The organism is Ruegeria sp. HKCCD6428 (assembly GCF_013110595.1).
GTDB lineage: Bacteria > Pseudomonadota > Alphaproteobacteria > Rhodobacterales > Rhodobacteraceae > Ruegeria.
In genome coordinates, this window is the sequence record NZ_WVQX01000016.1 from 1 (window position 1) to 15,949 (window position 15,949).

General features: G+C 57.9%; 17 protein-coding genes. 5 read left to right on the forward strand and 12 right to left on the reverse strand.

Annotated features, from left to right (window positions below; genetic code table 11):
- The first annotated feature begins 155 nt into the window (after positions 1–155).
- Both GS620_RS21220 and GS620_RS21225 read left to right on the forward strand, forming a co-directional pair.
- Positions 156–1,193 (forward strand): YeiH family protein, encoded by a 1,038-nt coding sequence (locus GS620_RS21220; protein ID WP_171172696.1) that lies wholly within the window; start codon positions 156–158, stop codon positions 1,191–1,193.
- A gap of 90 nt (positions 1,194–1,283) precedes the next feature.
- On the forward strand, positions 1,284–1,655 hold the full coding sequence (locus GS620_RS21225) for a cupin domain-containing protein (protein ID WP_171617662.1): 372 nt from the start codon (positions 1,284–1,286) through the stop codon (positions 1,653–1,655).
- A gap of 63 nt (positions 1,656–1,718) precedes the next feature.
- Here the strand turns inward: GS620_RS21225 and GS620_RS21230 are convergent, their stop codons facing one another.
- From GS620_RS21230 to GS620_RS21280, 11 genes are all read right to left on the reverse strand, one after another.
- A complete protein-coding gene (locus tag GS620_RS21230) occupies positions 1,719–2,795 on the reverse strand; it encodes a 2Fe-2S iron-sulfur cluster-binding protein (RefSeq protein ID WP_171617663.1) in 1,077 nt (358 codons plus the stop codon).
- Positions 2,792–3,946, reverse strand: coding sequence for an aromatic ring-hydroxylating dioxygenase subunit alpha (locus GS620_RS21235; protein ID WP_171617664.1), 1,155 nt, complete (start codon positions 3,944–3,946; stop codon positions 2,792–2,794). Before GS620_RS21235 ends, GS620_RS21230 begins: the two co-directional genes overlap by 4 nt.
- Before the next feature lie 23 nt (positions 3,947–3,969).
- Positions 3,970–4,221, reverse strand: a complete 252-nt coding sequence (locus GS620_RS21240) for a hypothetical protein (RefSeq protein ID WP_171617665.1) — start codon at positions 4,219–4,221, stop codon at positions 3,970–3,972.
- Positions 4,218–4,766, reverse strand: coding sequence for a TetR/AcrR family transcriptional regulator (locus tag GS620_RS21245; protein WP_171172701.1), 549 nt, complete (start codon positions 4,764–4,766; stop codon positions 4,218–4,220). The genes GS620_RS21240 and GS620_RS21245 overlap by 4 nt, the downstream gene beginning before the upstream one ends.
- Before the next feature lie 64 nt (positions 4,767–4,830).
- Entirely contained in the window at positions 4,831–5,244 is a 414-nt protein-coding gene (locus tag GS620_RS21250; RefSeq protein WP_171617666.1) for a DUF2141 domain-containing protein, read from the reverse strand.
- 186 nt (positions 5,245–5,430) lie between these two features.
- Positions 5,431–6,363: a hypothetical protein gene (locus GS620_RS21255; RefSeq protein ID WP_171617667.1), complete on the reverse strand. Its 933-nt coding sequence runs from the start codon at positions 6,361–6,363 to the stop codon at positions 5,431–5,433.
- Between the two features lie 7 nt (positions 6,364–6,370).
- Entirely contained in the window at positions 6,371–7,684 is a 1,314-nt protein-coding gene (locus tag GS620_RS21260; protein WP_152460436.1) for a TRAP transporter large permease, read from the reverse strand.
- Positions 7,685–7,688: 4 nt separating this feature from the next.
- Complete coding sequence (locus GS620_RS21265; protein ID WP_171172704.1) at positions 7,689–8,222, reverse strand: TRAP transporter small permease; 534 nt, start codon at positions 8,220–8,222, stop codon at positions 7,689–7,691.
- Positions 8,223–8,291: 69 nt separating this feature from the next.
- Entirely contained in the window at positions 8,292–9,269 is a 978-nt protein-coding gene (locus GS620_RS21270; protein WP_171617668.1) for a TRAP transporter substrate-binding protein, read from the reverse strand.
- A 52-nt stretch (positions 9,270–9,321) separates the two neighbouring features.
- Positions 9,322–10,572, reverse strand: coding sequence for an FAD-binding oxidoreductase (locus GS620_RS21275; RefSeq protein ID WP_171617669.1), 1,251 nt, complete (start codon positions 10,570–10,572; stop codon positions 9,322–9,324).
- A complete protein-coding gene (locus tag GS620_RS21280; protein ID WP_171617670.1) occupies positions 10,569–11,702 on the reverse strand; it encodes an enolase C-terminal domain-like protein in 1,134 nt (377 codons plus the stop codon). Before GS620_RS21280 ends, GS620_RS21275 begins: the two co-directional genes overlap by 4 nt.
- A 98-nt stretch (positions 11,703–11,800) precedes the next feature.
- Here GS620_RS21280 and GS620_RS21285 point away from each other — a divergent pair, with 98 nt between their 5' ends.
- Complete coding sequence (locus GS620_RS21285) at positions 11,801–12,721, forward strand: LysR family transcriptional regulator (protein WP_171364694.1); 921 nt, start codon at positions 11,801–11,803, stop codon at positions 12,719–12,721.
- Here the strand turns inward: GS620_RS21285 and GS620_RS21290 are convergent.
- A complete protein-coding gene (locus tag GS620_RS21290) occupies positions 12,682–14,376 on the reverse strand; it encodes a thiamine pyrophosphate-binding protein (protein ID WP_171617671.1) in 1,695 nt (564 codons plus the stop codon). The genes GS620_RS21285 and GS620_RS21290 overlap by 40 nt on opposite strands.
- Positions 14,377–14,488: 112 nt before the next feature.
- Between GS620_RS21290 and GS620_RS21295 the strand changes: the two genes are divergently transcribed.
- Both GS620_RS21295 and GS620_RS21300 read left to right on the forward strand, forming a co-directional pair.
- Positions 14,489–15,193 carry a GntR family transcriptional regulator gene (locus GS620_RS21295; protein WP_171617672.1) on the forward strand — a complete coding sequence of 235 codons (705 nt, stop codon included), beginning with the start codon at positions 14,489–14,491 and terminating at the stop codon, positions 15,191–15,193.
- Complete coding sequence (locus tag GS620_RS21300) at positions 15,190–15,906, forward strand: aspartate/glutamate racemase family protein (RefSeq protein WP_171617673.1); 717 nt, start codon at positions 15,190–15,192, stop codon at positions 15,904–15,906. Before GS620_RS21295 ends, GS620_RS21300 begins: the two co-directional genes overlap by 4 nt.
- Positions 15,907–15,949 lie beyond the last annotated feature (43 nt).

Below are 15,949 nucleotides of genomic sequence, written 5' to 3' on the forward strand. Positions count from 1 at the left end.
ATGAAAAAACCCGTCGCCGTCGCAGGAATCTCGGCAGACGACATGAAAGCTCAGGTCGAGCTGTAATCTGATCATGCCTCCACCCGGGCCGAATACGGTGGGGGTGGGGGCAGGCTTTGCCTAAAAGGCAGCTCAAATATTGCAAAGGAAGTAAGATGCAGGCGTTGAGTGCATCCAACTCGCCGTGGCTTCGGGCACGGTCTTTCGTTCGTTTGAACGGGCACGGTTTCCTTGTTTCCGTGGTTGTTGCCGTCGCAGCGAAGTTCTTGTCCGAACATTATGGTGCCCCGGCGATGCTGATGGCCCTGTTGCTGGGCATCGCGTTCCATTTCCTGGCCGAAGACGATGCCGGCGACTGCAAGGCCGGAATCGAATTTACCGCACGAACGGTTCTGCGTTTTGGCGTTGCGCTGCTTGGGGCGCGTATTTCCGTTGAATTGATGATGAGCCTTGGCGCTGATCTGATTGCCGTTGTGATTGCCGGTGTGATCCTCACGATCCTGTTCGGGCTTCTTGGCGCGCGTCTTCTGGGCCGTGGTTGGCGCTTTGGGGTGCTGACGGGGGGATCGGTTGCGATCTGCGGTGCATCGGCCGCGATGGCCTTGTCGGCCATTCTGCCCAAAAACGAGCATTCGGAGCGGAACCTGGTTTTCACGGTACTGTCGGTTACTGTTCTGTCTACAATCGCGATGATCGCCTACCCGATCCTCACCGAGGCTTTCGAGTTCAACGACGAGGTTTCAGGGGTCTTCCTGGGCGGAACGATCCATGATGTCGCGCAGGTTGTCGGGGCCGGGTTTTCGGTTTCGGACCAAACCGGTGAGGTGGCGACTTTGGTCAAGTTGATCCGTGTCGCCATGCTGGCCCCGGTGGTGCTGGTCATCTCGTTTCTTGTCCGGCGCCATGCGGAGTTCAGCGAGGAAGACGGCAAGCGCCCGCCAATTTTGCCGATGTTTGTCGTTGGCTTTCTGATCTTTGCCGTCCTGAATTCAATGGGCCTGATCCCCGAAGTGGTAGCGTCGGCCATGGCCGATCTCAGCCGGTGGGCGCTGCTGGTGTCGATTGCGGCAGTGGGCATGAAAACGTCGCTCAAGCGGATTCTGGATGTGGGCGGGCAGGCCATCGTCCTGATCGTGGCCGAGACGATCTTTATCGCTGCTCTGGTTTTGGCGGGTGTCTACCTGTTTCATTAGAAGATGGCGGAAATCCAAGTCCAGCACGTGACCGTTCATTGGCCGGTCACGTCATCTCGCACTACATGACCAGCAGGAGGGTATGACCTCATGACGACACAGGTAATCAATCTTTTCGATGAGCCCGCAACGCGCAGCGAAAGGCGTTTGGCCGATCTTCCCGATCGCGTTGTCGCGGGTGATCCGCATCACAAGATTGGAATGCACTTCACCAGCCCGGATGGACAACTGTCTGCCGGGACCTGGACGTCTACGCCGGGCAAATGGCACGCGTTCACGGACAAGGACGAATATTGCTATATCGTCAAAGGCCATTGCGCCCTGATCCACGAAGACGGGACCCGTCAGGATTTTCGCACCGGGGCCAGCTTTTTGATCCCCAATGGCTTTCGCGGCTATTGGGAAGTCGTGGAAGAAACGACCAAGCACTTCGTGATCCGAGATTGCGCGCCCGACGCATGATCCGATCCGTGAATGAACCTGAGGCGGCGTGAACCGGCATGCCTCAGGCGCGTCATTGGCTTTTCAGCGACGGGTCTGGTCAAAGCTGATCGTCAGTTTTTCCGCCGTGGGTATTGACTGGCAGGTCAGGATTTCTCCGGCTTTGATGTCTTTGTCTTCCAGCGCCATGCGCGCCCGCATATGAACTGTGCCGTCGGTCAGTTTGGCCCGGCACGCGCCGCAAACTCCGGATTGGCAGGAATAGGGTGGCTTGAGCCCCGCTGACTGCGCTGCGTGAAGAATGGTCTGTCCCTTGGAGACCGAAATGAGATGTCGGGTGCCTTCCAGCGTCAATTCAGCGCTTGCGTCCACCCCTTCAATACCCGTGTCCAGATCCGGCGCAGCACCATAGCTTTCCATGTGGATGCGGTTCTGGGGAACATCAATGGACATCAACGCCGATTTGACGGCCTGGTTCATATCGCCCGGACCACAGACATAGTACCGCGCGTCCTGGGCGTAAGGTGGATACTCGGCGATCAACGCTTCGATGGCGGCCTTGTCGATTGTACCTTGCCGCCAGTACTCGGCGTTGGACCACCAGCCGGGTTTCGAAAAGACATGGTTGATTGTAAAACGTTCGGGATGCGCTTTCTGAAGCACGCTCAGTTCGTGCTGCAACAGGATGCTCTTCGCGTTTGTGTTGCCATACACCAAATGCGCGACTGAATGGGGCTCGGCTGTCAAAACCGAGTTCAGCATTGCAAAGAGCGGAGTAATGCCAGAGCCCGCGCCAAAAAAGTAATGGGTGCGCCGCGCCGTTTCGTCGGGGTCCAGGCAGAAACTGCCAAATGGCGGCATGACGTCAATGGTTTGCCCTTCCTGAACAGTGTCGTTGATGAAGTTGCTGACACGGCCACCCTTGACCCGTTTGACTGTGATGCGAAGCGGATCCCCGGAGTAAGGCGAACTGGAGATCGAATAGCTTCGACGGTGCTCTTCGCCATCAATATTGAAACGAACGGACACGTGTTGGCCCGGCCTCCAGGCGAATATGACCATCAGGTGGTCAGGGACATCGAACATAACGGTCTTTGCCACGCCATCCGGCTCGACTCTGGCCCCGCAAACGCGCAATGGGAAAAAATCACGCGGGTTCATTTCCCTTCCCCCAACCATTGCAGAACAACTTTCTGGTGCTCGATGACGGGACTTTCACCGTTTGCCGCCGGACCTGCTTCAAAATACGGAGAATGCAGGGATTTCTGCTGTTGCTCGCACGCGTAGATATCTTCGCCGGTAAAGTCACCGGCAACCATCGGGTCATCTTCGCCCATCGCGTCATTGGCTTCGTATTTCCCAGCTATTCCAAACTTGGACCAGAAAGAGGACGACTTCATCGACTGTTTGGTGAATTCCCATTCCGAGCTATGGGACACCCGCCCACGGTTGTGAACTCGTGTCAGTTCCGGGCCAAGGGGTTCGACAATGAAGATATTCCAGCCGTCTTCCGAAGCGGCCAGACCAATCCCCGGGAACAGCATCGGCACCCAGGCGCCGTTCATGTCTTTGGGGATGACGCGCGGGGCGCTCAGTTTGCTGTCCTGATCTTCCAGAAACTCCGCCACGGGCGGCTCCCAAAACATGTAATGAGGTCCTTCCCAGTGGAATTCGGCGGATTTGTGGTCATACATCTGCAGCGTATTCGAATGCAGATGGCTCAGGTGGTAAACGTCGATGTAATTTTCGACGACAACCTTCCAGTTGGCCTTTATCTCATAGCTGGTGTTCAGGTCTTCGTACTCGATCAGCTCTTCCGGTACGTGCGGGCCGATATGGGGTTCGACGGGGCCGAACCATTCGGCGATGGAAGGCGCGTCGGGGTCTGGATGGACGAAAATCATCGATTTCCAGATGTCGACCTTGGCGGGTTTCAGGCCAAGACAGGACTTGTCGACCTTGCCAAATTCCTCGTGCTCATCCGGCACCGAAATCAGATTGCCTTCAAGATCGTAGGTCCAATCGTGATAAGGACAGGTCAATGCTTTTTGCGTTTTGCCAACCGCGCGGATCAATTGGGTACCGCGATGGCGGCAGATGTTATGGAAGGCGCGCAGGCGACGATCGCGCCCCATGATCACGAATATGTTGTTGAGTCCGGCCTGCACGGCGATGAACTGGCCGGGTTCACTGACATCCTCCATAAAACCGGCGTAGCGCCAGGTTTTGGAGAAGATCTCGCGCATTTCCCGGTCGAACCAATCCCGGCTCGTGTAAGCTTCGACCGGCAAAAGGTGCAGCATGGGTTTCATTTGAGCCTCTTGTGAAGGAATTTTCAAAACGTTTGGGGGAGAAAGTCGCTGGCGATCATCGACAGGCCTAATGCGACCCAGGCGAGTTGGATCAGCCAAAACAGGATGGGGTCCTCATCCCGGGTTACGTCGGTCAAAAGCAAAGCGTGACCGGAATAGAAATTCGGGATTGTCCAGAACATGAAAAGAAGCCCCCACAGAGCCTGATAGCCAAGTACCGTCGTCACCATCAGCGCCGCGAAGGTGATGTAGTTCAGCTGTCGCTTGCGTGTCATGGTTCTTGCGCCAGGCCATTGAACAGCGCACGCGCGGCCTGTTCGGCCTGAGTTTTCCAGACATTCGGCATATCCAGAGGGGCCAAAGACGTCGCGTTGAAATAAAGCGCCACAATGCCATGAGCGGCGGTATTGACCTTTGCGGCATCCACATTCGGGAAATCCGCGCGCAGTATCGCAGCAATCGTAGTTTCAAAGGCAAGCAGAGCCTCTCGACAAGCCCGGCGAAGCGAAGCATCCTCGACCGCCCGCGCGGTGAGTGCTGCGAAGGCAAGTACCATATCCGGTGACGTCTGGTTCATGTCCGAGAACAGAAGATCGATCAGATGTCTTGATTTTCCCGACGCCGGCAAGCCTGCAACGAGTGCGTCAGACTGTTCCGAAAAACTTTTCAGAACATAGTCTTGCAGGGTCGTAATCAATTCATCCCGATTGCCCAGGTGATGCCGGATCAGAGGCCGTGTCAGGCCCGCTTCCTTGGCTATTTGCGAAAGCGATGCACCATCAAGGCCATATCTCGCAACACATCTGACCAGGGCCTGCATAATCTGTTCATAACGTTCATCACGATTTGAGGGGCGCCCGATCATGTTATTTCCAGTATTTCAGCTACAGGTCTGCGGTTACGCCGGCGCCGATGGCGACAGCGGCATCCGCGAATTCCGGCGGTAGACCGCTCCGATCCATGCCGCCAAAGGCGTACCCTTCGGTTGGGACATCCTTCTCGGTATCCAGGTCGCTGTTGCTGTTCTCGTCGTGAATCGCGGCAATCGCATAGGTGCCAAGCGGGAGATTGTGAAAGGTGACCGAAGCCAAGCCCTTGACAGCAGGAATGGAAGCCAAGGCCGCCGCGTTCGCCACGTCCATGGCCCTAAAAGATTTAGAGTCATCGAACACGGCAATGATCAAATCACCCTCTGCATTGCGCACGTCCTGCACCGTCGCAGTGAGAGTTTGTGCGGATGCCCCGAGGGTTGAAGCTAGTGTCATCACAGATGCGACGACCAGTTTGCTAATCGGCATGATATATCCTTTACTGTCAACATTGACAGTAAATAGGAAGAGTGCAATTAACTGTCAATAGTGACAATTATTCACCCGATTTCCCTGAGCGTGTTTTTTTGCATTGAACCAAGCACGAGGTATCGGCCCAACGCCGACAAGGATCGGAGAAAAGGGATAAAAATATCCTAAGGCGGCTTTCCAAAGCTACTCGGGCAAGACTTGCCGCATGTAGAGATGACGCATGACCATTGGCGTTAGGTACATCGGGATTTGATACGCCCCGATGAAGGCCATGATGGGTGCGGTGACCTCGGGCGGCAAAGCAACGAAGAATATCGCGATGTTTCTGTTTCCCGCGATCAGAGAGATTGCCGTTGCCCTGGCTGCCGGCAGACGTACTCGGGTCATCCGGAACGAAATGAATTGTGCTCCGAAATTGGCCAGACAGGCGAGCGCGATCCAGAAAGCGGCGACGGCCGGGCTTTTCAGCGCAGTGGTGCTGACGGAAGGCATCAGGCCGATGGCAAAAACGGCCAAGGTGATTGTGCCCAACCCTTCCAGATTCACCAATGTGGAGCGTGATGGTGAACGCAACCAGACGCGCCGGACAACAATGGCGGCGCCGGTTGTGCAGAGTATCGTCAACAGCAGTTGCAACCCGGCCAGCAGAACAGAGTGAATGCCGCCCAGTTCAGGCATGAGCAGGAACACCGGAAACGCTGTCAATGGCAGCAGGGCGGTCCCAACCACCATCATTCGCATCGCGTGTTCAGGTGGGTAGCCCATCATCAAACACATGTTGGGACTGCCGGAAATCGAGGGCGCAGCCGCCATGATGAGCAGGGACAGAAGCACCGGCGTTCCGGTCCATCCCCCGACAAATCCGATGGCCAGAATGATCAGCGGTATCACGAATTGAAACCCGATGACGGTGAACGCGACCTTGTGCAGATCGCTCAACGATCCAAGAATGGTTTCGGGGTCCATTCTCAGGACGGTGACGAACAGCAACAACACGACCAGGGGCGGCAGCAGGCCTCGCATGGGCTCGGCCAAACCCGGCAATAGAAGACCCGCCGCCAATCCGGCGACCAGAACACGGGGCCCGTGGCGGGCAGTCAGATGGAGCAGGTTCAAGGCCGTTTTACCCGCCCGGGCTCTGACGCAAATTCTCGGGCAGCCAGGTGGCGAGGTCGGGGAACCAAATGAGGATGAAAACCATCAGCACCATGATCAGGAACATCGGGATCGCAGCGCGTGCGATATAGCTCATCTCATGGTTGGTCATGCCCTGCATCACGAACAGGTTGAATCCGATCGGTGGTGTGATCTGCGCCATTTCAACGACGACCACGATGAAGATGCCGAACCAGATCAGGTCAATGCCAGCGTCGCGGATCATTGGTTCCACCACGGCCATGGTCAAAACGACGGAAGAAATCCCGTCAAGAAAACAGCCCAGAATGATGTAGAACACCAGCAGGACCATAAGCAGTTCGAAACGGGTCAGTTCCCAACCTGCAATCAGATCGGCCAGCCCGCGCGGCAGGCCGGTGAAGCCCATGGACAGCGACAGAAACGCCGCGCCGGCAAGGATCAGGGCGATCATCGCGCTGGTTCGCGTGGCGCCCATCAGGCTTTCGGTGAATGTCTTCCAGTTCAACGACCCCTGGCCTGCCGCCAGCAGCAGGCCGCCGATCACCCCGAAAGCCGCAGCTTCGGTCGCAGTGGCATAGCCCAGATACATTGAGCCGATGACGACCGTGATCAGCAGGATCACAGGCAACAAAAAGCGGGAGTTTCTGACTTTCTCGGAAAAGCTCAGCTTGCCCTCGACATCCGGGGTCCAGTCTTTGCCCAACTTGGAATAGATCGCGACATAACCCATGAACATCGCTGCCAGCACCAAACCGGGAAGGATGCCGGCAAAGAACAGCTTGGTGATCGATTCATTGATCGTCACCCCGTAGACGATCAGGGTTAGGGACGGCGGGATCATCAGCCCCAGAGTGGCCGCGCCGGTCAGAGTACCGATGATCATCCGTTCGGGGTAGTTGCGCTTCCGCAGTTCGGGGATTGACATCTTTCCGACGGTGGTCAGCGTTGCGGCCGACGAACCTGAGACTGCCGCGAAGACGGTACAACCCACGATATTGGTATGCACCAAACCGCCGGGCAAGGGGGCCATCCAGGGGGACAGCCCTTTGAACATGTCTTCGGACAATCGCGTGCGGTACAGGATTTCGCCCATCCAGATGAACATGGGCAAGGCGGTCAGGGTCCACGACGACGAAGCGGACCAGATCGTCGTGATCATCACGTCGCCCACGGGGCGTGTCGTGAACAGCTCCATCCCGACCCAGGCGACCCCCATCAGGGCCAGGCCGACCCAGACGCCGGTACCGAGCAACGTGAACAGAACAAAAAGGAAAAGGATGATGACAGACAGATTTTCCATGCGTCTATTCTCCGTGGCTCTGGTCGGCCAGATCGCGGACAATGCGATGGTCACCTTTGAACAGGACGTGGATCAGGTGATCCGTCAGCGCGATGGCCAGGATCACTGCTCCGATCAGCATCGCGGATTGCGGAATCCACAGCGCGGTTCTGTCCTGACCCTGGCTGATGTCGTTGAACTTCCAGCTCCAATAGACGAAGCGATAGGCATACCAGCAGAAATACCACATGACGGCTGTGCCGATGGTGAAACACCAGATTTCAAGGACACGCCGCACGCTGTCAGGCACCGCGTTCAAAAGGATCGAAACCCGAATGTGGCTGCCCCGGTTCAGCGCATTGGCAAAGGCCAGAAAAGATGCCGCCGCCATTGCATAGCCGGCATAGTCGGGCGCTCCGGGAAAGACTTCACCGGTCCAGCGGGCCAGCATCTGCACGACGATCAGCAAAAGAATGGCAATCAGGCTGACCGCCGCCAGTACCCCCGCTGCAAGATAGATGAAATCCAGAACGGACCGAAGCCCCCGCAATACCGCCATGGCGTCCCCGCTTTGTTATGATTGGATGGAAAACAGGCGACGCAATGCAACGCCGCCTGCCTCGAACGGTTACTGAGAGGCGTTGAACGCGTCGACGATGGCTTTGCCTTCGTCTCCGGCGGCTTCCAGCCATTCATTGGTCATGGTCACACCAATCTCTTTTAGCTCATTCGTCATCTGCTCGGATGCCGGACCGACGGTCATGCCACCATCACGCAGACCTTGCAGAGTAAAGCCGGTATATTCCTTGGCGCGCCAGTTGCCCGCGTATTCCGCCAGCTCTGCGCAGGCCTTGATGACGTTCTTGTTGGCGTCGGACACGCCCGACCAGACATCCGAATTCACCATCACGTAGTTGCGCGGCAACCAGGCATCGACTTCGTAGAAATAGTTCAGGCTTTCCCAGACCTTGCGGTCATACCCGGTCGATCCCGAAGACACCATCGACTCGGCGACACCCGTCGCAAAAGCCTGACTGATTTCTGCCGCTTCGATCGTCACCGGCAACATGCCCGTCAGCTCGGCCAGTCGCGAAGTCGCGTTGTTGTACGAACGGAACTTGATGCCCTTCATATCGGCGACCGAGTTCACCTCATTCTTGAAATACAGCCCCTGCGGCGGCCACGGTACAGCATAAAGCAGCGTCAGGTTCTGCTCTGCCAATACTTTTTCGATAGATGGCTTGGCGGCCTCCCAAAGCTTGGCGCTGTCGTCGAACGAGGTCGCAAGGAACGGGATCGAATCGAAACCGAACAACGCGTTCTCATTCTGGTGGCCGGACAGAAGGCGTTCGCCGATCGGGGCTTGCCCGGTCTGGATTGCGCGTTTGATATCGGCACCTTTGAACAGCGAGCCGGATGGATGCGTAACGATTTCGATCTCACCGCCGGTTCCGGTCGTTACACATTTGGCGAATTCCGCACCGGTGGCCGAATGGAAGTTCGACGCCGAATAGGCCATCGGCATGTCCCATTTTTCGGCCATGGCCGGTGCTGCCGCGGCAGCAGTCAAAGTGGTTGCTGCCAGAAGGTTTGTCAGTGTTTTCATCGTTTTCTCCCTATCGAGTTTTGAAATACCGATGTTCTTCATCGGTCTGTTCTTATGTTGCAAAGCGCGACGGCGCGTAGACGCTTACGTCGGTGTTCGGGGTTCTGCCCGCGATCATCTGCGCCAGAAGCCGTCCGGTCTTTGGCCCGCCTGTCAGGCCGATGTGATGATGACCAAAGCCCATATAGGCCCCTTTGATACCGGGCACGTCACCGATGATCGGGATCGAGTCAGCCGGGGCCGGCCTGTGCCCCATCCATTCCACTTCCTCCTTCCATGTTATGCCCGGAAAAGCGGCCCGGGCATTCTTTCGCATCAATTCAAATGGCGCGCGTGAGGGCGGTGCGTCCAGCCCACCGAACTCCACGATACCCGCTAAGCGTATGCGCCCATCCATGGGCGTGGCAACAAACTTGCCCGAAGCCACCATGACCGGGCTGCGGGGCATGGCAGAAGGTGCCATCAATTCAAGATGATAACCGCGCTCGCTTTCAAGAGGAACAGAAACCCCCAGTCGCTTCGCCAGCGGCCCCGACCAGACGCCAGCCGTGACAATGGCGGTGTCGCAAGCGATGGTCTCACCATCCGCGCGCACACCGGTAACGCGGCCGTTCTCGCGGGTGACGTCCTCGACATTGGCGCGGATGATCCGGCCGCCGCCGTCCTCAACATGGGCGGCCAAGTCTTTCACGTACTGCCCGGGATCGGTGATATGACCGTGGTTTGACAGCTTGGCAGCGAAACCGATATCCGGGCTGAACACGGGGTCATAGTCGTGAAACGCCTTGCCCTCCAGTTCTTCCCAATCAAAGCCGTTCTTCCGCCTTATTCCCCAGCCCAACGCATCTTGTTCAAAATGGGCCCGGTTCTCGTAGAGAAACAGATAGTCGCTGGGCACGATCCACTTTTCAGCACGCGTGCCTGTTGCCAAAGCCTTGTGATCATTCAGGCTGTCGCCGACGATCGGCGTCAGCGCCGCCGCGATCCGTTCAACGTCTGCCACGTTCGCGTGGCTCAGATATTGCCGGAGCCATGGGAGCAGCTTGGGCAGATACCCCCATTTCAAAAACAGCGGCTGCGACGAGCTCAGCAACATTTTGGGTGCTTTGCCAAGCAGTCCGGGAACCGTCACAGGTATGATGGAACAAGACGCCAGCACACCGCCATTGCCATGAGACGTGCCTTCACCCGGTCCGGCCTTGTCGAACAGGATCACGTCGTGCCCGTCCCGTTGCAGCCAGACCGCGGCCGACACGCCGACGATACCGGCGCCGATGATGGCTATGGTTTTCTTGTCGCTCATTCTGAAACCGCCCTGGCCACTGCGTAATGGTTCAGTTTGGCCACCTCGGGCCTGCCGCCAAGCCCGGGGGTTTCGGGCACGCAGACCTGACCGTTCCGGATCCGGAAGGGTTCTTCCAGAATGTCCTCTTTCAGAAAATAGGACGCCTGATAAAACTCGCAGCCCAATGTGATCTCGGGTGTCGCGGCAATCAGATGGGTGCCCGCAAGATGGGCCAGGCCGGCCTCGAACATGTCCCCGCCATACGCCGTCAGGCCGTGCGCCGCCGCGATGCGGGCGACCGTTTGCCCGCGGGTCAGTCCGCCAGACTTCATTATTTTCACCGAGACACCATCGCAAATGCTTTCACGCGCGGCGCGTTCCATATCTTCGGGACCAAAGACGCTTTCATCGGCGAGAAGGGGAACATCGGTCATATGCCGTAGCTTCGCCATCATGCCGAAGTGATGGGCGCGAACCGGCTGTTCGATGAAATCAGGATTGAACCGGGCCACGTCCCGCACCCGCGTCGGAGCCTCCTCGATGCTCAGCCCCTGATTGAAATCCACGCGGACCGAGAATTCAGGGCAGTTCTGCGCAAGGTACTCCAACCGCATGATGTCAAAGGCGTGATCCTTGAACCCGGTCTTGAGTTTGACAATCCGCACGCCGTCCTCTCGCAACCGCGCCAACAGGTCTATGTCCTGAGAAAAGTCCGGGTTGGCGATGGAACAGCTGAGCGGAATGGTGCTGCGGCAACGACCGCCCAGCAATGACCAGACAGGGATGTCGCTGATACGGCCGGCCAGATCCAGCAGCGCGGTTTCCAGCGCGGCCTTGGCCTCGGTGCAATGCGCCACGGCACAGGCCGCGCGCGCCATGATGGCTGACCGGTCGCCCACGCGGGCGCCAAGAACAAGGGGGCGTAGATATCGATCCAGTGCCGCAAATGTCGCTTCCGGGGTGCCGGTGAACACCGACCAGGGTGACGCTTCGCCAAATCCCTGTGTGCCATCCTCGGATGTCAGTCGCAGTATGACGACTTCGCAGGCGCCTTCGATGGATCCTATACCGTGATCCCGGCGGGACGTGACCGGAAGCTTCAGGTGCCAAAGGTCGTAACCGATGATGTTTTGTGACAGATCGTTCATTCCGCCCCCTGTGGTTGAGCGAAAGCCTGCCTTGACGAGCATATCATTTCAAATACTATATCTTCGACAGTTCATCATAAAAAATGATACAGTAATCCATGTCCCTACGCTTTCGCCAGCTTCAAGCGTTTCACGCCATCATGGAAACCGGTACCGTAACCGGTGCGGCGTCGGTACTTGGGATATCCCAGCCTGGTATCAGCAATCTGTTGGCTCAGTTGGAACGCGAAGCACGACTGCCTCTGTTCGAGCGCAACAAGGGCCGTTTGCTGCCCACCCCGGAAGCCGAGCTGCTGTTCCGCGAAGTCGACACGGTCGTGCGCGGGCTGGATCACGTGGCGCAGGCCGTGACAGATTTGCAGAACAAACATCCCGGTCAATTGCAGGTTGCGGCACCGCATCTTCTGTCATTTGGTTTCATGCCGCGCGAGATCGCTCGTTTTGCCAAAAGCCGCCCCAACCTTTCCGTCAGTTTCCAGTCGCAGTATTCATCCAAGATTCAGGAATGGGTGATTTCAGGCCTGTTTGAAATCGGCATCGTCGAGATGCCGATCCTGCACGACACTCTGAATTATCAGGTGTTTCAATTCGAAACGCTTGCGACTTTTCCAGAAAACAGCCCCTTGGCGGATTATGACGTTCTGACACCGGAAATACTGGAAAACGAGCCCTTCATCGTGATGGGCCCGGAACATCAAACCCACCGTCGAACCCGTGACATCTTTCAGGCATCCGGGCGCACGTGGCGGACACAGATTCACACGCACCTGTCCGAGAACCTGCTGAGTTTTGTGAAACAGGGCATGGGTGTTGCGATGATCGATCCCTTTACCGTGACGTTCGATGGTGAGAGCGGGTACCAGACCCGCCCGTTCAGGCCATCCGTCATGCTGGATCTTGCAATCATCACCGCAAAGGGGCGCCCCCTGTCCACGATTGCGCAGGAATTTCTGGCCCAGCTGACCCCGTCGATTGCCTCTTACGCAACCCATTCCGACACAGGTGCAGCGGCCTCGTGAAGCTGCTGCGAATGGATGTCGACCAATGTGGGGCCATCATGTTCGAGGGCCTGTTTCAGCACCTTCGGCAAGTCCTCAGGGTCTTTGACCGTCCATGATTTCACTCCGAAGGCGGCTGCGACGGCGGCGTGGTCAGTCCGGTTGAAATCGACGTTGTAATAGCGTTGATCAAACCCAGCATCCTGACCCGCCTTGATCCATCCGAAGACCGAGTTCGAGAAAACGATCGAGGTGATCGGCATTTTGTGCCGAACCATCGTTTCAAATTCACCGCAGGTGAACCCAAACGAACCATCGCCCATGACGGCCAGGGTCTTGACCGAGGGCCGGCCGACATGCGCACCCATGGCCGCCCCCAGAGAATAGCCCAGTGCTCCATGTGCGCGATTTGTGATGAAATGCCGCCCGGGTTGCCGCCAACGGTAATGCGCGCTGAAATAGGGGCAGGGGGTGCCGGGGTCAGCGACCACAATCGCATCGTCGTCCAGAATGCCCATCAGGGACGCCATGACAGCCTCGGGCCGTATCGGGGTTTCCCGACTTGCAGCCAAGGGGGCAAACGCCGCCGCCTTGGCCTCCCACGCGGCGCGGGCCTTGGCTGTTCCGCCTTGACCGTTCAGGTCTTGCCGTTGCTCCAGTGCATGAGCAAGTGCCTCCAACGCCAGACGGGCATCGGCGCAAATCGCGACTTCGGTCTGATAGTTTGCGCCGATCACCATGGGGTCGCTGTCGATGTGAATGATCGTGGCGTTGCGTCCGGGGCTTCTCCACCGTTCGGTCGTGACCGAACCGGCGCGGCACCCGATGAACAGGACGACATCAGCCTGATCCACCACGGCACGGGTCGCGGGGATCCCGCCGTTCGATCCGACGACACCCAGGGCCAGAGGATCGGTTTCGGCGATAGACCCTTGGCCTGAAACGGTTGTGGCGACGGGCATATCCAGCAGACCGGCGACGCGACGCAACGCATCGGTTGCGCCGGACAGAACGGGGCCGCCGCCACAGACTGCGAAGGCGGTTTTGGCCCGGGCAAGAATGGCTGCGGCTGCTTCGATGGCATCAGGATCGGGGGCAGCCCGTTCGGCGGGATAGCTGCGATGCCGGTCGTCGGCCCAGATTTCCGCTTCGTCCACTTGTGCCTTCTGCGTATCAAACGGCAGCGCCAGATGGGTCGCGCCGGGTGTTCCCGTTGTCATCGCCCGGAATGCCGCACGAACCATGGCCGGAAGCCGGGCGGCATCATCCAGAGACGCGTTCCACTTCGTCAGTGGGCGGAACAACGCCGGCTGATCCAGTTCTGTCAAAGGGTATTTCCCGCGGCTGGTTGTCGCCACATCGGAGGTGATCGCCAGGATTGGAACCGAACTTTCATTGGCCTCGACCACACCCGGCAGAATGTAGGTTGCGCCACCGCCGGAAGGGCCTTCGCAAACGCCGGGCTTGCCTGTCACGCGGGCATAGCCATCCGCCATGTAGGCGGCGTGCCGTTCGTCGCGGGTCAGAATGTGCTGAATGCCGTGATCCACTCGGGCGAGCGCGTCATAGAACGGCAAGGTGGTATCGCCGCACAGGCCGAACATATGCGTCACGCCATGCGCCTCGAGCATACGCACCATCGCCTCGGCTCCGGTCAGGTAATTCGTCCCTGTCATGGTTCGCGATTCCTTCGAATAATAATTGTACACATAACTGTATACAGACTTGCATATTGATTTCAAGAATTGAGTGTGGCACCTGTGAATCAACCGAAGAAGGGCATTGTTTATGGCGGGTCCACGCGTCGATGATATCTATGATCAGGTCAAAGCGATGGCGGTCTCCTTCCGCCTGCGCCCCGGTGACCGCCTGAACGAGGTCGCTCTGTCCAGGGATTTGGGCGTCAGTCGCACGCCGTTGCGAGAAGCGTTGAACCGTCTGGTTGCCGAACGGCTGTTCGATTTCCGCCCGGGGCAAGGATTCTTTTGCCGTTCCTTGGATGCGCAAAGCGTGTTCGACCTTTTCGAGCTGCGCCAGATCATCGAATCCGCGGCGGCCCGATCCGCCTGCGCCAGGGCGACCGATGAAGACCTGCAAATGCTGCGTGACGAACTTTACGAAACGGGCATCGACATCACCGGCCTGACGATCGAAGAGGCAGTTACCCGGGACGAAGCGTTCCATCTGGGGATCGCAAAGCTGTCAGGGAACATGGAGTTGTTGCAAACTCTGACGCGGATCAACGAGCGTATCCGCTATATCCGCTGGATTTCCATGAGCATGGACCGGGTGCAGAAGTCCAAGGACGAACATAAACACGTCATGCAGGCCCTGCTGGATCGGGACGCGGACGAGGCGGCCCGGGTTCTGGCGGCTCATATCACAAAACGAATGGATCAGGTTCAGGACGCAGTGCGTCACGGGATTACCAGCATCTACATGGAAGGGGCCGAAGACATCTCGACCCGCATTGTCGAGGAGGCACAGGGATGATCGTGCAGGGCGGCAAATCCATTTACGGCGCATCGGTGGGAATCCTCATGCTGGACGCGCAATTCCCAAGAATTCCTGGTGACATGGGCAATGCGCAGACATGGCCGTTTCCGGTGCTGTACCGCATCGTCCGGGATGCCTCGCCCGATCGGGTGGTCCGGCATCGGGCCGAAGGTATGCTCGAGGTCTTCATCGACGCCGCGCAAGAGCTGGTCAAAGACGGCGCCGACGGAATAACAACCAATTGCGGGTTCCTGTCCCTGTTCCAGAAGGAACTGGCCGAGGCCGTTCCGGTTCCCGTCGTCACGTCGTCCTTGATGCAGGTCGAAATGGTGAATCGCATCCTTCCCAGGGGAAAGCGTGCGGGCATTCTGACCATTTCGGCGTCCACCTTGACCAATGACCATCTTCAGGCTGCCAATGTCCCCTTGGACACGCCAATCGGCACAACCGAGGGTGGGGGGGAGTTCACCCGCGCAATTCTTGGCAATGAATCGCGTCTGAATGTTGAGAAGGCCCGGGAGGACAATGTTGAGGCCGCGATCGCGTTGGCCTCGGACCACCCCGATCTTGGGGCAATAGTTCTGGAGTGCACGAATATGTGCCCCTATGCGTCGGATATTCAACAGGCGACCGGGCTGCCGGTGTTTTCGATCGTGTCCTTCGTGACTTGGTTCCAGGCCGGTCTTGTTCCGCCGGTGTACCGGAACTGACCTCTGGCCTTTCATCAAGACGGGTTGTGTTGGCCGCAGGCAA

Coding starts and splice junctions, on each gene's coding strand:
- GS620_RS21220 (WP_171172696.1), top strand. CDS start 156: ATGCAGGCGTTGAGTGCATCCAACTCGCCGTGGCTTCGGGCACGGTCT.
- GS620_RS21225 (WP_171617662.1), top strand. CDS start 1,284: ATGACGACACAGGTAATCAATCTTTTCGATGAGCCCGCAACGCGCAGC.
- GS620_RS21230 (WP_171617663.1), bottom strand. CDS start 2,795: ATGAACCCGCGTGATTTTTTCCCATTGCGCGTTTGCGGGGCCAGAGTC.
- GS620_RS21235 (WP_171617664.1), bottom strand. CDS start 3,946: ATGAAACCCATGCTGCACCTTTTGCCGGTCGAAGCTTACACGAGCCGG.
- GS620_RS21240 (WP_171617665.1), bottom strand. CDS start 4,221: ATGACACGCAAGCGACAGCTGAACTACATCACCTTCGCGGCGCTGATG.
- GS620_RS21245 (WP_171172701.1), bottom strand. CDS start 4,766: ATGCAGGCCCTGGTCAGATGTGTTGCGAGATATGGCCTTGATGGTGCA.
- GS620_RS21250 (WP_171617666.1), bottom strand. CDS start 5,244: ATGCCGATTAGCAAACTGGTCGTCGCATCTGTGATGACACTAGCTTCA.
- GS620_RS21260 (WP_152460436.1), bottom strand. CDS start 7,684: ATGGAAAATCTGTCTGTCATCATCCTTTTCCTTTTTGTTCTGTTCACG.
- GS620_RS21265 (WP_171172704.1), bottom strand. CDS start 8,222: ATGGCGGTATTGCGGGGGCTTCGGTCCGTTCTGGATTTCATCTATCTT.
- GS620_RS21270 (WP_171617668.1), bottom strand. CDS start 9,269: ATGAAAACACTGACAAACCTTCTGGCAGCAACCACTTTGACTGCTGCC.
- GS620_RS21275 (WP_171617669.1), bottom strand. CDS start 10,572: ATGAGCGACAAGAAAACCATAGCCATCATCGGCGCCGGTATCGTCGGC.
- GS620_RS21280 (WP_171617670.1), bottom strand. CDS start 11,702: ATGAACGATCTGTCACAAAACATCATCGGTTACGACCTTTGGCACCTG.
- GS620_RS21285 (WP_171364694.1), top strand. CDS start 11,801: ATGTCCCTACGCTTTCGCCAGCTTCAAGCGTTTCACGCCATCATGGAA.
- GS620_RS21290 (WP_171617671.1), bottom strand. CDS start 14,376: ATGACAGGGACGAATTACCTGACCGGAGCCGAGGCGATGGTGCGTATG.
- GS620_RS21295 (WP_171617672.1), top strand. CDS start 14,489: ATGGCGGGTCCACGCGTCGATGATATCTATGATCAGGTCAAAGCGATG.
- GS620_RS21300 (WP_171617673.1), top strand. CDS start 15,190: ATGATCGTGCAGGGCGGCAAATCCATTTACGGCGCATCGGTGGGAATC.